Origin of the sequence: Carboxylicivirga marina (assembly GCF_016612505.1) — a bacterium.
Classification (GTDB): Bacteria; Bacteroidota; Bacteroidia; order Bacteroidales; family Marinilabiliaceae; genus Carboxylicivirga; species Carboxylicivirga marina.
In genome coordinates, this window is sequence record NZ_JAENRR010000093.1 from 1 (window position 1) to 15,655 (window position 15,655).

15 protein-coding genes are annotated in these 15,655 nt (G+C 36.4%); 8 read left to right on the top strand and 7 right to left on the bottom strand.

Going from position 1 to position 15,655, the window contains the following annotated elements:
- Window positions 1-520: 520 nt before the first annotated feature.
- The 7 genes from JIV24_RS20805 to JIV24_RS20835 all read right to left on the bottom strand — a co-directional run bounded on the left by JIV24_RS20805 (window position 521) and on the right by JIV24_RS20835 (window position 6,775).
- Window positions 521-766 carry a hypothetical protein gene (locus JIV24_RS20805; RefSeq protein ID WP_200467014.1) on the bottom strand — a complete coding sequence of 82 codons (246 nt, stop codon included), beginning with the start codon at window positions 764-766 and terminating at the stop codon, window positions 521-523.
- Between the two features lie 3 nt (window positions 767-769).
- Window positions 770-1,258, bottom strand: coding sequence for a hypothetical protein (locus JIV24_RS20810; protein WP_200467015.1), 489 nt, complete (start codon window positions 1,256-1,258; stop codon window positions 770-772).
- 213 nt (window positions 1,259-1,471) lie between these two features.
- Window positions 1,472-2,071, bottom strand: coding sequence for a hypothetical protein (locus JIV24_RS20815; RefSeq protein WP_200467016.1), 600 nt, complete (start codon window positions 2,069-2,071; stop codon window positions 1,472-1,474).
- Between the two features lie 219 nt (window positions 2,072-2,290).
- A complete protein-coding gene (locus JIV24_RS20820) occupies window positions 2,291-3,346 on the bottom strand; it encodes a tetratricopeptide repeat protein (protein ID WP_200467017.1) in 1,056 nt (351 codons plus the stop codon).
- Window positions 3,347-3,586: 240 nt separating this feature from the next.
- Entirely contained in the window at window positions 3,587-4,117 is a 531-nt protein-coding gene (locus JIV24_RS20825; protein WP_200467018.1) for a HEPN domain-containing protein, read from the bottom strand.
- Between the two features lie 284 nt (window positions 4,118-4,401).
- Entirely contained in the window at window positions 4,402-5,298 is an 897-nt protein-coding gene (locus tag JIV24_RS20830; RefSeq protein ID WP_200467019.1) for a hypothetical protein, read from the bottom strand.
- Between the two features lie 877 nt (window positions 5,299-6,175).
- Window positions 6,176-6,775, bottom strand: coding sequence for a Dna2/Cas4 domain-containing protein (locus JIV24_RS20835; protein ID WP_200467020.1), 600 nt, complete (start codon window positions 6,773-6,775; stop codon window positions 6,176-6,178).
- A gap of 468 nt (window positions 6,776-7,243) precedes the next feature.
- Between JIV24_RS20835 and JIV24_RS20840 the strand changes: the two genes are divergently transcribed.
- From JIV24_RS20840 to JIV24_RS20875, 8 genes are all read left to right on the top strand, one after another.
- Window positions 7,244-8,800 carry an acyl-CoA carboxylase subunit beta gene (locus JIV24_RS20840; RefSeq protein WP_200467021.1) on the top strand — a complete coding sequence of 519 codons (1,557 nt, stop codon included), beginning with the start codon at window positions 7,244-7,246 and terminating at the stop codon, window positions 8,798-8,800.
- Between the two features lie 11 nt (window positions 8,801-8,811).
- Window positions 8,812-8,997 carry a hypothetical protein gene (locus JIV24_RS20845; RefSeq protein WP_200467022.1) on the top strand — a complete coding sequence of 62 codons (186 nt, stop codon included), beginning with the start codon at window positions 8,812-8,814 and terminating at the stop codon, window positions 8,995-8,997.
- Between the two features lie 97 nt (window positions 8,998-9,094).
- Window positions 9,095-10,999, top strand: a complete 1,905-nt coding sequence (locus JIV24_RS20850; protein WP_200467023.1) for a pyruvate carboxylase subunit B — start codon at window positions 9,095-9,097, stop codon at window positions 10,997-10,999.
- Between the two features lie 218 nt (window positions 11,000-11,217).
- The gene (locus JIV24_RS20855) at window positions 11,218-12,030 is read left to right on the top strand and encodes a metallophosphoesterase family protein (RefSeq protein ID WP_200467024.1); all 813 of its coding nucleotides are present in this window, start codon (window positions 11,218-11,220) and stop codon (window positions 12,028-12,030) included.
- Window positions 12,031-12,046: 16 nt separating this feature from the next.
- Window positions 12,047-12,727 (top strand): hypothetical protein, encoded by a 681-nt coding sequence (locus JIV24_RS20860; RefSeq protein WP_234445910.1) that lies wholly within the window; start codon window positions 12,047-12,049, stop codon window positions 12,725-12,727.
- Between the two features lie 508 nt (window positions 12,728-13,235).
- Window positions 13,236-14,519, top strand: a complete 1,284-nt coding sequence (locus tag JIV24_RS20865; protein WP_200467025.1) for a hypothetical protein — start codon at window positions 13,236-13,238, stop codon at window positions 14,517-14,519.
- Window positions 14,520-14,522: 3 nt separating this feature from the next.
- On the top strand, window positions 14,523-15,398 hold the full coding sequence (locus tag JIV24_RS20870; RefSeq protein ID WP_200467026.1) for a patatin-like phospholipase family protein: 876 nt from the start codon (window positions 14,523-14,525) through the stop codon (window positions 15,396-15,398).
- A gap of 37 nt (window positions 15,399-15,435) precedes the next feature.
- Entirely contained in the window at window positions 15,436-15,582 is a 147-nt protein-coding gene (locus tag JIV24_RS20875) for a hypothetical protein (RefSeq protein ID WP_200467027.1), read from the top strand.
- Window positions 15,583-15,655 lie beyond the last annotated feature (73 nt).

The following is a 15,655-nucleotide window of genomic DNA, read 5'->3' on the forward strand; positions in this document are numbered from 1 at the left end:
GATTTCAATAGGCAGCAAGGAACTAAAAGTAATTATAACCGCTGCAATAGTGGTCCAGTTTTGGAACGAAAAGAGCAGTTTGTCGTATAGACTTTTTATGAAAAAGCGGTTGTCTTTAAATCTATATTTCTGGTAAACTGTTGAGTGTCGATAGAGTGAGTAAAGTGAGATTAAAATTATGAATATTGGTAGCCCAATAGCGTTTGACGTCTCAGTGTCAATCCTGGTTATGTATATACCTATTAACACTATTAGAATCGTATATCCTTTTGCCATTTTATTATATTATTGATTTAAATTATGCTCTTTGTATGAGATACAACGGACGCGGCTATGAAGCGAAAGTGATTTGTTGCCAAATCTGCCTTTCAAATTCTAAGTAGCCAAAGCGTTGGTTTTGTTTTTACCTTATAGTTTTCAAAAGCCAAATCAACGATTTGGCGGTGGTTGCCGAAGCTACGAACCTTCCAAAATTAGTCGACTCACTTTTGCTTTATTAGCCATTGTTAGCTGCTGGGCTTTATTTTTCTATTGTAATATGGATGATATTATCATTACGCTCTTGCTTCTTTTCGTATTCCAAGGCGATTAAAATTACTACAATAAATATTGCTCCTGTAATCAAGAAATTCCTAGTGCTTTTCGTTCCTAAATCATAAGGACCAGCAATCTCGTCTACGTATTTACCCTTAAATCCTTTAATTGACCAAACAACAAAAGCTCCAATTAATTCACAGAAGAGTTTAGGAAATGAATTTCTCCACATAATTTAATTTTTATAGACTCCAAATCCTCTTCGCCTTTTCCATTCTTCTTCTGTTATTCGAATGAGTTTAGATTTGTAAATTGGTTTACCGTCCTTTGAGATTGGAAACAGTTTATTTCTCTTAACTAAATATCTTTTAGTTACGTTTTCATTATTGTCGTAAATTAATGGCTCTATTGGTGGCAATTTTGTGGTATCAATATCTCCTAGTTCACAATCTTTATAATAGATTGGTAACCTAATTGTGTCTGGTTTTAAATCAAAAATCAATCGTGTTTTTTCGATAAAGTACTTTCCATTCCGTTCCTCAAAAATTAAGTCCCCTGTAAAATTCCAATAGAATGTTGAATCATTGTTAATTGCAATCTTTGTGATAAAGAATCCATTAGAAACTTTTTTACTCACATAATACCCGACAAAGTCTTGGCTCCTAACTGTTTGAACAGTAAAAAGAATAGAAATCAATAATATGTATATATTCCAGTCTCTCATTGCCTTGCAGCTAACGGACGCGGCTATGAAGCGAAAGTGATTTGTTGCCAAATTTACCTTTCAAAGTGCTAAGTAGCCAGAGCGTTGATTTTGTTTCTAACTTATACTTTTCAAAAGCCAAATTAACGATTTGGCGGAGGTTGCCGAAGCTACGAACCAACCAAAATTAGCCGGCTCACTTTTGATTTATAAGCCATTGTTAGGCAAAGTAATTTATCTATTAGCTCTTTTCCATTCTTTCCAATAGCTAAGCATGCTCTCGGTATAATCACATTCTTCTTCTAAGTCAATTTGCTGAATTTTTATATCTATTTTTTTTGTAGTTATATCCCACAAGACATAATTACCAGAGTCAGTTTCGAAGTATGTCCCATTGCTAAATATATATTTGGTGTCATTTTCAATTTTCATAAAATAGCTTGTGCTATCCTTATTCATTAGTATATCAAATCCCTTTAAATCTGAGAAATTGAATTTTTCGATTCCATTTAATTGTTTGTTTTTTGCAATCAACTTTTTTTCAGTCACTATTTTATTTGAATCATCAGCAAATTCTCCATATTCTTTAACTAATTCTTTTAAATCTTTATCTCTCATATTAGTCAAATCATTAAAGAATTTGTTTTTTTCATCATCATTTGTCCAATAGCTATCTTTTTTTTCAATTGCTGACACAATATTGAAATACTCAATTTTTCCCGTTCTTTTTGATAAATCTAATTGTAGGCGAACTTGTTCAATTACTAAACAACCACTTAAGGAAATTAGAGTTATTACGATTAGAACTAATTTAAAAAAATGATATCGATTCATATGGTTTTTATTTTGCCTAACGGACGCGGCTATGAAGCGAAAGTGGATTGTTGCCAAACCTACCATTCAAAATGCAAAGTAGCCAAAGCGTTGGTTTTGTTTTTATCTTATACTTTTCAAAAGCCAAATCAACGATTTGGCGGTGGTTGTCGAAACTACGAACCAGCCAAAACTAGTCGGCTCACTTTTGCTTTATAAGCCATTGTTAGGCAAAGTAGTTTATGTATTTATGTTATTTTCAAAATCTAAAATTACTTTATCTAGATTCTCACCTAGCACTTTTTTAGCATTCTCATATGTTTGATTACCAAAACACTCAATGAATTTATCTCTACCGAAATTATCTATCAACTCTTTAACAAATAGTCCTGAAAGCGGGTAAGTCAATTCCATTGGATAATCTGTCCAACTTTCCCAAATCTTATGAATGTCTATTTTTTTACCATTTGTACTAATCCAGTCTTTAACAATTTGTTCTTTGTCTTGAGTTGCTTGGTCAAAACAGACTGAAGTCCCCTCGTTTATCAATCCAGTTTTTTGCTTGATTTCTGTCGCATAATGTGATATTACGTGGGTCATTTCATGTCCCAATGTTTGTTGATAATGTGAATGAACTATGCTAAAATAAGGTTTGGCGAAACCGAGATTCTGATTCATTAATTTCTTAGCATCTTCTTTTAAGTTCCACACAAAGAAATCAATCTTCTTAGGGATTTCACTCTTAAAAAAACTGTTTATTCCTTGATAAGTATTCTCATGAGACTGAACATACTTTTTAGCGTCCGAATCTGACATGTTTTGAAAATGAAATCTAAAATTGTCAGATTCATAAACTTTCCAACCATCATAAAAACTATCAAATCCAAACAACAGCATTCGGCCATAAGCGTATTTAGTAGCATTTTTAGTTATGTTCAAACTAATACAATCACTTAGTGCTTTTTTAGATTTTTCATATTCTTCAATCATAAAAAGACAATTACCAATATATCCTAATGCCCAAGCCTTTTCCCAGTTGTTTTTATTGTCGTGTTCAATAGAGTTTTCAAGGTATGGAATTGCTTTTGAGTAGTTTCCTAAATCAGCTTGTGAGCGTCCTAAAATGAGATTTAATTCTACGTCATTTGGTCTTTCGTTTAACTGAGGAGTAAGCTGCTCAACTATTAAATCATATTTCTGAGATTGATATAACTTCCAATAATCTTGTGCTGTTTTGTTTTGCCCAATCGTCATTATGCTTGTCAAAAGCAGGATGCAAGTAATTGTGATTTTCATTGCTTTTATTTTCTGGTTAGACGGTTTTTCTATTTTGCCTAACGGTCCCGCTGCATGGCGTCGTGAGGGGATTTAACCTTACAATCGTTCCAAATTGAGCTGAGCCAAAGCGGTGTATTTGTTTTAACTTTTCATTTTAAGCCAAATCAGCGATTTGGCGCTGGTTGGCGAAGCTACTGACATTTCAAAATGCTCGAATCCCGAAATGCGCTATGTGCAGCGTGTTGTGCTTAGTGCTTATTATTTTAAGTCTGTTAACCTATCTACCTCCTTAATCACGATTTCTTTAGCACTAATTATTGGGTCTTCAAAAAAGTGATTACATCCACCGAAACACATGTCAGAAATTCCATAGTTTCCTCGTTTTCTATATTCTTCATCCCCTAAAATCAAAATCCTTAAGGTGCAGGCTATCATTGTGTAAATCCTAGTGCAATTAGGTTCTTGACTATCAATGCCAAAACCATATCTAATATCTGGGTTTTTGTCTTGATTGTTTATTTCTAAAATATAAGTGTCAAATTCTGGGGTTTGAAATAAATATTCATTAGGAAATAAATCCTTTGATTTATTCCATAGTTCTTCAATTCTATGGGAATATTTTCTTGGGTTAAATGATGAATCATTCTTTAGTAATAATGCTTTTAAATATTTCTCAATTGAATGCATAGACATCCATAAACTAGTTCCAAGCTTTAGTCCATAATACGAGCAAAGAATATGTGAAACAAAATCACAATCAGCAGATAAAAGAAAAGTCTGCCAGGACATATTGTTCTTTCGTTTTTGAAAATATTTGTATTGCATTTTATATAAAAAGTTAATCTGATTAGTTTACAGGGTTTGGCATTAAGCACAACGGTTGGCTAGATGAAGCTTTTGGCGATTTAACGAATCAAACCTCCCATAACTCCACTGAGCCAAATCTTTTATTTGTTTTTATCTTTCCATCACTAAAGCCAAATCAAAGATTTGGCGGTGTTCGCCGAAGCTACAATGTTTCCAAATAATCACGAACGCCAAATGCTTTATACTAGCGTGTTGCCACCCGTTATTTATTCGTTCTTAGTGCCTACAAAATAAATATGATTACTATTCTCAAGGTCTTGAAAACTTGCACGTATCATATTTGATTCTTTGTCATAGTTACTCAAGTTTAACCAATGATTAGAAAAATATTTCTGAGTAGGCCATCCTCCTCTGCCTTCAGCAAAAAATTTATCTTCAAATTTGATTGAAAACTCACCATATAGTTCAATATTTTGTGCTTCAATAACCATCGTATATTTCATATCAGAAGATTCTTTACTAACTCTTTGAGCTGTTAGTTCAACGTCTTTAACTGCATAGTTGTTATTTCCTTGGACATTTACAGTTCCTTTGTAAACACCTTCAATGATTGATAAATTCATTAACTCTTTACTTCTTTCTGTCTTGTACTCTTTAATGAATTCCGAATCATTCAAATATTTTGGAATTACAAACCAATGTAATTCAGGGATAAATGAGTCTTGATGCTTTATACTCTCACCATATTGAATATTACAAATCTGAATTTTCACCTTATTTGATTCTTGATTTATGAATAGTTTACTGTGATATTCAATGTTTTGCTGAACTAAGCCAATTCTACTGATTACTCCTAGTAAAAAGTAGTTCTCAAAATTCACTTCTTTATTGATATCAAAATTGAATTGAGTTAACTGTTGATGTAGCTCTTCTTGTGATTTTATAAAAATATTCTTGTCAATATCCCATATGCTTTCATTAAAAGATACTAATTCTGCTTGTTCTTGATTATTTATTGGGAATCCATTTTTAATTACGTTAACAGATTCAAAATCACGAAATTCTATAAATTTTTCTATTTCTTCTTTCTCACAAGATGAGAATAATAGAATGATTAAACATACTAGACTGTAAAGATTAAAGGTCTTGTTATAATTTCTCATTTACTTAACGGTTTGTTTTTTAATGGGTGGCAACTAATCGATATACTGCCCTATGCTTTATATTGCGCTTATAGTATTTCATTTATTTTACGCCTGACGTTTTTAATATATACTATATATCAAACTGTCATACAATATAAAACTACTAATAATTCAATCATTATCGCGTGAGTAAAGTAGTATTAGCTCATAAAAAATATTCTTTATTTCACTGTCTTATTGATTTATATCCCATCATGTAAGGGGGAGTCAGTGATATTAGGTATTTAGCATTATAATTAATGTGCACCGTATGTTAAGTGTGCGGTTTTATAACTCATTTATTCGCTCTCTTGATTGAGCCGTGCGTTTTCGATTGTCATCTACGGGCATTAAAACAGCATTGCTTAGCATTTTTAATTCATAGGGTGGCTACACTTAGTCATGTACCTCATCCTCAAATCGAGTAGGGGTCTGGCCTGGCTAACAGGCCGGCTTCATTGGTGAAACGATAGTGGCAAATGGCGCACCATTCTTTGGGCTGCTAACAGTCAAGGGCTTTGTAAGGGGGTACATGCGGTTTCGTACCTATCTTTTCTGTTTTTTAAGTGGCTACATGCGATGTTTTTGTCCCTGTTTCATATATATAAGTGCCGCTCTGGTCCATAGAAGCCATTTAGTCCGGTATTTGATCGCATGCCTCATACTTTAAGGTGCATTTTTCCTATTTGCAAGTCCACTTATGTCATTTAGGAGCGATTAGTCCCGGGTGATAACAACAATGGGGGTACTTCCGAAGTACCCCCTGTGGCAATCATTGCCCCATGCTATTATCTAAAACTATAAAATGCTTTTCAAAAAGTCTTATCGTCTATTGTCTTAAATCTTGCATCTATTGTCAAAATCGACTCTCTTTAATAAATAGCAAAGTCAACGCTAAGCCAAGTACAACTTTAGCCGGCCAGTACGGAACGGCAATTCCAATTAGAGCAATAATGATGACTGCTTTTAGCAATTTGCCCGAGCGCTTTTCTGCTTTTGATTTAAATTGGATGAGTTTTAAACTACGGTTTTCCATATCCAAAAGAAATACGCCATCATTCTCCACTACATAATCGTATTCTAGCAGTTGGCGCCGCGTATTTCGGTTGCGGGCACTAATGGCTGTAGTGCCACTTTTTACTTCCACAACATACTTTTTACCGTTCTTTTTAACAATGTAATCGGGTTGTATTTCGGTGCATTGCACTTCGCCATCTTCCATGTAGCGGTGCTCATAGGTACTTTGGTAATCGACGATGGTATAGCCTTTGTTTTTTAGAAAATTTTTGGCTTGCTGCTCAAGTTTGTTGCCTCTTTCAAAGCGCTTTTTGACTTTTCGCTCCTTAAAATACTTACTCACTTTGTTTTTGATAATGAAGTAGGCCAATGCCATGATGATGAGGGCCAGTAAAAGGAATATAATGTGGTTTTGGTTGGTGTAGTCAAAATTGTCCATGCCTTGTTCGTCCGTCTTAATTGTGGCATCAAAAATAATAACACTTCAGGTAAATATGTTAATATTTACATTCGAAAAAGATGACATTCTTGCGCCATTTTCAGAGCTTTGTACTGGTTTTTGTCGATTGCCCTTTTGTTTGGAAAGAAGAGTGTTTTAAAATAAACCAATAGTTAGTCAGGTGTTAATAATTACACGGAATAGCCATTGAATTCAGGTATTTAGTATTCTGCAATTTTTAATTATACCAGGCCTATTGCTTTTAATTTAAAACTAGTATTAATTTGCAGTACTCTTTTCGTAAAATATTCGGTGGAATCAAGTGTTAATCTTTTAATTAAAGAAATATATCTTGAATTTTCATTTTTTTAACATTTATAAGGTCGACTTATCACTTGTAGTGTATATTTTTGGCAGCGTAAAAGACAATTAAAGAATTTTTGGTGTAATTGTAAAGTATCTGTATTTATGAAAGTATCTGAAAAGATTGAGCTACTTAAAAAGAAACGTGAAGAAGTCCAGAAAATGGGTGGAGATGCACGTGTGGCTAAACATAACGAAAAGGGCAAACTTTCAGCTCGTCAGCGTATAGATTATCTTTTTGACGAAGGTAGTTTTAGGGAGGTAGACATGTTTGTTGAGCACCGCTCGGTAAACTTTGGTCTTGAAAAAATTGACATACCTTCTGACGGTGTAGTTATCGGTCATGGTTTAGTTAACGGTCGTCCGGTATTTGCTTACTCACAAGATTTTACTTCACGTGGAGGTTCACTTGGTGAGATGCATGCCGCTAAAATCTGTAAGATTATGGATTTAGCCGTTAAAGCTGGTGCGCCGGTTGTTGGATTAAACGATTCAGGTGGTGCTCGCGTTGAAGAGGGTGTTGATGCCTTAAAAGGATATGGTGAGATTTTCATGCGTAACTCACGTGCTTCAGGCGTTATTCCTCAAATTTCGGCTATTATGGGTCCTTGTGCCGGTGGTGCTGTATATTCACCAGCAATGACTGACTTTATCTTTATGGTAAAGAAAAAGAGTCACATGTTTATTACAGGTCCTAATGTAATTAAGACGGTAACAGGTGAGGAAACTACTTTAGAAGATCTTGGTGGAGCAATGGTTCACAATACCAAGAGTGGTAACGCACACTTTGCCTGCGATAGCGATGAAGATACTTTGGATGCCATTAAGGAGTTGTTAGAGTTCTTACCAAACAACAACCTGGAAGAGGCGCCGCAGATTCCGATGGGTGATGACCCAACTCGTGTATGCGAGGAGTTAGATACAATTATACCAGATGATCCAAAAACACCATATAACATGGTGGATATTATTGAGTCGGTACTCGATAATGGTGAATTTATGCAGGTACACGAGTATTATGCTGAGAACGCCATTGTTGGTTTCGGTCACTTAAACAACCGTTCTGTAGGTATCATTGCCAACCAGCCAATGATTCAGGCAGGATGTTTAGATATCGATGCTTCCGATAAGATTTCTCGTTTCGTGCGTACCTGTGATGCTTACAATATCCCAATGATTACGTTTGTTGACGTACCAGGATATTTACCAGGTGTTCAGCAGGAGTGGGACGGAATTATTCGCCACGGTGCTAAATTACTTTGGTCGTACGCCGAGGCTACTGTGCCTAAGTTTACGGTAGTGACTCGTAAAGATTATGGTGGTGCTTACTTAGCTATGTGTTCTAAGCCTTTAGGTGCTGACATGGTATTTGCATGGCCATCGGCTGAGATTGCAGTAATGGGTGCTAAAGGTGCTGTTGAGATAATCTCGACTTACCGTAAGCAGATTTCCGAAGCAGACGACAAGGACGCAATGAGAGAGGCTAAAATCAATGAGTACGAAGAGGCATTTAACGTACCTTACTTAGCAGCTAAGCGCGGTTATATTGATGATGTTATCCTGCCAAGTGAAACAAGGCAGCGCCTAATCGACGCCATGGAAGTGATGTCGACTAAAACAGAGGTGTTACCTCCTAAGAAGCACGGAAACATTCCATTGTAAATTAGTGTACTATGACAGCAAGAGAAAAAAGAAGAAGAGCGGCAATGATCGCTGTAGCTTATTACCTTGAGCAGGAAGCTGCTAAAAACAATGAAGTAAAAGCTGCCAACTCATGGAAAGCTGCCGGTAAGGAAGTGATTATGAGTAATCGTGCAATGGTACAACGTCGTGGTCGTTTGTTACGTTCTCGCGCTTAAATAATGATAAGAGATTAAAGATTAATTGTTAGTGATTAATGATGCATTATTAATTAGTCATTAACCATTAACCATTACCAATTAAACATTGAATCAGATGAATTTCGATAAGCACGGAGCATTAGAGATGGCTCCACTAGAGTTTGGCGCTGACCGTCCAAAGGCAGCCAATCCAATTAAAATTAACGACGTAAGTTTACGTGACGGACACCAGTCTTTATTTGCAACACGTGGTCGTACAGAAGATATGTTGCCAGTTGCTGAAATGATTGACAACGCTGGCTACAACGCAGTTGAAACATGGGGTGGTGCTACATTTGATACGATGCACCGTTTCTTAGCTGAAGATCCATGGGAGCGCCTTCGTACTTTGAAAAAGCACATGCCAAAAACACCATTCTCAATGCTTCTTCGCGGACAGAATGTGGTAGGTTATCGTAACTATGCCGATGATGTTGTTCAGGCTTTCGTTCAGCGTGCCATTGATAACGGTATGGATATTTTCCGTTGTTTCGATGCTTTAAACGACTACCGTAACTTCGAAACGGCAGCTAAAGTCATCAAAGACAATGGCAAGCACTTCCAGGGGGTGGTTTGTTATACATTAAATCAGCCTCGCTTGGGTGGTGATGTATACAATATGGATTACTACATCAACAAAGTAAAAGACTTAGTTGAGTTTGGTGTTGATTCTATCTGTATCAAAGATATGGCTGGTTTAATTGCGCCTTATGATATCTATAACTTGATTCGTGAAATCAAGAATTTTACTGATACGCCAATCAACTTACACACGCACTTTACTTCTGGTATGGCCGATTTAGCTATTTTCAAAGCTATCGAAGCTGGTGTTGATATCGTTGATACCTGTATCGGACCTTATGCTTACCGTACGTCTCATGCAGCTGTTGAGCCATTGATTATGTCCTTGTTAGGTACTAACCGCGATTCTGGTATGGACATCAACAAGATTACTGCTATCTCTGACGAGATGGAGAAATACATACCTAAGTACAAGCACTTAGATAACAACCCTAAGTATGCTACTACTGATATTAACGTATTGCTTCACCAAACGCCGGGTGGAATGCTTTCGAATCTGGTTAACCAGTTAAAAGCAATGGATGCTTTAGATAAATTACCTGAGGTATTCCGTTTATTACCTAAAGTGCGTAAGGATCTTGGTAACATTCCTTTGGTAACGCCTACTTCTCAAATTGTTGGTGTACAAACCGTAAATAACGTATTGTTTGACTCTTACGAAGGTGAGTATGCTCAGATTACTAAAGAGGTAAAAGACCTTTGTTACGGATTGTATGGTAAAACAACTGACCCAATCAATCCTGAGGTTCAGAAAAAAGCCTTGAAAGATTACCCACGTGGTGAAGAGCCTATCACTGCTCGTCCGGGTTCTATCCTTGAGCCGGAGTTGGATGCAGTGAAAGAAGAATTCTCAGGCTTAGCTCAAGATATCGATGATGAAGTATTGTGTGCTTTATACCCTGTAACTGGTAAGCGTTTCTTGAAGTGGAAATATGGTAAGGAAGAAGTTCCTGCTGAATTTCAGGCGAAGACCATGGAGCAGGTTGAGAAAGAAGAAGAATTGGTACGTAAAGCACTTTCTGGTGAATTAACATCAAAAGGTGGTGTTGGTGCAACGCGTGAGTTAGAAGTGAAAGTTGATGGTGAAGTATTTACGGTTGAAATCAACGATCCTAACGCTGCGGCAGGTGCTCCACGTGCTCGCCGTGCCAAAGGTGGTGCTAAAGAAGTGGAAGCAACAGGAAGCTTGTTAGCGCCTATCCCGGGTATGATTGTTGAGTTCAAAGTTAAAGTTGGTGATGAAGTAAAAGCAGGCGATACGGTTGTAGTACTTGAAGCCATGAAGATGATGAACAACCTTGATGCTGCCGTTGATGGTGTTGTTAAGGAAATTAAATACGATTCTGGTGATTCAGTTGCGAAAGGTGATGTAATGATGGTGATTGAACCAAATGAATAGTCACTAAATTCAATACAATATACTCCAAGAATTAAGGCGGGCCGAAAGGCTTGCCTTTTTTTATGCTTTCATTTCATCCCACTCAACTGGCAGTTCAGGCGGTACTTTTAAGGCTTCATCAAATAAAATTGCCGAGACTCAACTAATGGCTCTAACTTTGGTTCTGTTAATAAGGTGCTTGAGCCGGATTAACAAACACAATGTTAACCTTTAATAAGATGAACCCAAATCAAAGTAGGCATGCGTTAGTGGCCATATTTGTCGTTGTACTTTTATTTTCTTCTTGCAAAGAAATAATCGAGTATAGCCCTTATCAAAACATCGTTAAGTCTAAGTGGAAGAAACAAAATGTTAGTAATTACAACAAGCTACTTCCTGAGGCCGATGAAGATTTTACACCATTTCGTGTCGGGTTAATATCAGATTCGCACAGTTACTACGATGAGTTTGAAAAGCAGGTGAAATACATCAATACACGTAGTGATCTCGATTTTATTATTCACCTGGGAGACGTGACTCTAAGTGCCAATGCTCGTGAATATGACTGGTATAGCGATATTATGAATAACATAAATGTCCCTGTTATTACAATCATTGGTAATCACGATTGCCTTGGTAATGGCTATGATATTTACACCGAGATGTTTGGTGAGAGTAACTTCTTTTTTAAGTATAAGGATGTCAAGTTTGTGATGTTTGATGACATCATCTGGGAAAAGAAAGTGACTGACCCTGATTTTGAGTGGTTTGATAAGGCTTTGGTGAATGATTCAGAATATGTTCATGTTATTCCATTCGCCCATATTCCACCATGGGATGAGCAATTCTCTTTGGGAAATGAATTTTTATACAATCAGATTATATTGCGCAATAACCTCAATTTATCGATTCATGGCCATGGTCATAGTTACGGCTATTCACAGCCATATGATGATGTGAATTATTTATCTATTCCTGCGCCTATTCGAAACGAATTGATCATTCTCGATATTCAGTCTGATACCATTAAGCATGAGCTCGTACGCTACTAAAGTTAGAAAAGATAAAGTGAGAAGATTTAAATATATCGGCGTTTTTATAATTGTTATGCTATTGGCAATAGCACCTGTGACTAATGCCCAGGGTGATGCAAGCGACACAATACAAAGCGAGTTGCCAAAGATGCTACAGAATGCTTATAAAACACGCACCGTTGTTATTAAGAAAGATACTGTGACTTATCGGCATCGCTGGTTTATACCGGGGCAATATAAGTTGCAATATGCCGGTAGTATAGGCTTTATGTCTATTGGTTTTGGTTTTGCTATCAGCCCAACGTATCAGCCGGCATTATTTATTGGATATTTGAGTGAGAATTTCGGAGGAAGTAAAAACAGTGTGGTTAGTATTTCGCTAAAAAATAGTTTTTACTTTACAAAGGAGCCTGTCTTTAAATACTTTAAGCCATACGGTGGTTTATCAATCAACTGGGGAAATACCAACAATACCTTCAATCGTTTGCCCGATTATTACCCCAAAGAATATTATTTTCAGAATAAGATTCACTTTGCTCCATTTTTGGGTGGCGAATTAAGGTTTGATATAAACCAACGCTATTTTCATGGTTTTGGTGTCTATACTGAGTTTTCGGCCTTCGATGCTTATTTGTTAGAAGCCATCAGAACCAAATACGTGAAGCCTCATATGGCTCTTTCAATGGCTGTTGGAGTTACTTTTTACTTACGTTAAACATTTCTTTTCATAGGTGAGTAAATCATCTATAGCTCATAATTAGTATAATAAGGCGCTTTCAACGGAGAGTAGCCTTATTTTTTATTTGTGGGTTCTGTATGGATTAGAGTGGGTAAGCTCAAGAATTACCCTATGGCCTTGGCTGGTGAGCCATAAAGCAAGGTTGTAAATGACGTTTAAGAATCGTTTTCTGTTCGAGCGAAGTGAGTTTAAACGATTCCAGTCATTCAACCGTAGTTTTATGAGCTTAATCAGGCGTAGCCAAAGATTTTTTTGCTTGCGTTTTTTCATCATGGAAAAAATGAAGTCGGGGTTTGGGGTTGAAAACCCCAGAATGATAGTAAGAGTATTACCTATTAAATATCATATTGAGCCAATTTATGGAATCATATTTGTTAAGCATATCCCGAAAGGATAAAGAATAATAAAATCTGACATAGTAGTACTTATATCCTAATCCTTTTTCCTACATTTAAACGTCAGTCTAATGCTTAACTGTTAACTCATGAATAAAAAGCAAATACTTCTAATTCTTATCGTCATAACTGCATGCCTGTTTATTGGAAACTGGGTGTATGGCAATGTGCTAGCAAATAAGATCCAAGAACAACTAGAACAGCAACTGGAGTTGGCCATCGGTGATGTTGATGTGGAGTTTGAGAAGGTGGTTATTAATCCCTTATTTTCGAAAGTTGAACTAATTGGCCTTGAAATCAGAACAATTAACGGCCAGGAATTATTGCTTGGCAGTTCGCAGGTTAAGCTGGCTATGCCATACTCCGAAGCAATGCGTTTGTTGAAGACGGATGACTTTGAGCATATTAAATCATTCAATGTTCAACTGTTTGATTTGAGTTTAAACGTTATTGGAGCTGATGATAATTTATTGGTAGATGATTTAAGTATTCAGTTTAGAGGACATATAAGTAAGCAAGATATTGAAGTTTTGAATACTCAATTTCCGGATAAGAAGCAGGCTGTTAAAATTAAAGCGAAGCATTTAAGGTTTGCTAACACCCCGTGGATGGATGCCCTTGGCTTTACCAAAGAGCAAATACAACGTTTTAACAAGGTCGATAATTTATTTATGGATCTTGAGTTTGACCCCAAAAAAAATAGAATTGTGTTGGATGATTTACATATGCATTCTCCAATAGTAAGCTATGTTTCTAAGGGGCAAATGACCTACGATGGTGAAGGACTTGATAATTTCTCAATTAAACAGGCAGCCTCATCGCTCGAGTTGAAGTTGAATGATAAGGGTTTACAATGGGGAAATAAAGAATCAAATGGCTTATATAGTCTGGATAATTTATATGTGAAGATGGATGGTGTGATGAATCATAAAGGCGCTGAACCTGTTATTCAATCGCACACCACTAAGTTTTTGGTAGAAAACCTGACAGTAGAGTATGCTGGCGAGAAAAAACAACAAATGGAACAGCAAGCCGCGCTTTTAGGATTGAAGATGGATAAGTTAATGTTGCAGCGTTTGGCTTTAAATTCTGAATTAAAGAATAATGAGCTTTACATAACCGATACGGAAATAAAATCATCTTTGCTGGATGCTCAATTGAAAGCCAAAATAAATGTTAATGCCTTACAACATGAGTTATCACAAATAGAGAAAGGTACCCTGGTGATTAGTAATTTAGCACCTGGCTTAAAAAATGCCTTATCAACATTTGAATTGATGACCATGCAATCGTTACCACGAAAAGGTAATAGCATTGTACTTGAAATGAGTGGTAACATTACTCGCCCTAATATTAAAGGATTAAGATACTAAGCATTGGAATATAAAGTTGATAAAACGGCTTTGGTTCTCGAAGGTGGTGGTTTCAGAGGAATCTTTAGTGCAGGTGTTTTAGATTATTTTTTGAAGGCTAACTTGCATTTTCCATATGCCATTGGGGTATCGGCAGGCGCTGCTTACGGTATTTCATATGCCTCACAGCAATTCGAACGAAACAGGGTTGTTAATGAGCGGTACACAGCCGACTCAAGGTATATGAGCTGGATGAACTTCATCAGAACAGGTAATCTTTTTAATCCTGATTTTATTTATGATGAGATACCCAATAACTTGGTGCCATTTGATTATAAAGCAGCATTTGATTCTTTCTGTGATTTTAATATTGTTGTCACAAATGTGCAAACCGGAGAACCTGAATACTATTCGTCAAAAGAACTGAACGAACAAGAGCTGTTAAGCGCTATTCAGGCATCAGGTAGTTTGCCACTTGTTTCTAAGATGGTGCCATTTAAAGGTGCTTATTACCTCGATGGAGGTATAGCTGATTCGATACCGGTTAATAAAGCCTTGCAAAGTGGTTGTGAACGAGCGGTTGTGGTGCTTACACGTAATCAGGATTATCGAAAAGAACCTGCTAAGTTTCAGTGGGTAATTCAGAAAAAGTACGGTAAATATCCTCATTTTGTTAATAAGATTCTAAGGCGTGCCGATGCATATAATCAAACACTGGATTTAATCTCAGACCTGGAGAAGGAGGGCAAGGTGTATGTTATCAGGCCACAGGAACAACTTGAAGTTTCCCGCATTGAGAATAATCCTAAAAAATTAGACAAGCTTTATGTGCAGGGATACACTGAAATGAGCCAGAATATCGATGCTTTGTTAAAATGGTTATTTCCGGGTGGTAATTAAAAGATAATTGCCATATCTTTTCTATAAAAATAGTTTTATGGCGAAAAAAGTAACAGGGATAGGTGGTATCTTTTTCAAATGTAAAAGCCCTTCACAAATGAGAGATTGGTACAAGCAGAATCTTGGCTTAGTTACTAATGAATATGGTTCATTATTTGAATTCAGAGAGTCGGATAAACCGTAAAGGTCTCCGCATTACCGATATAAAAAAAACAACTCATTAGATTGATCAATCAATTTGAGGCAGTGTCAATCAA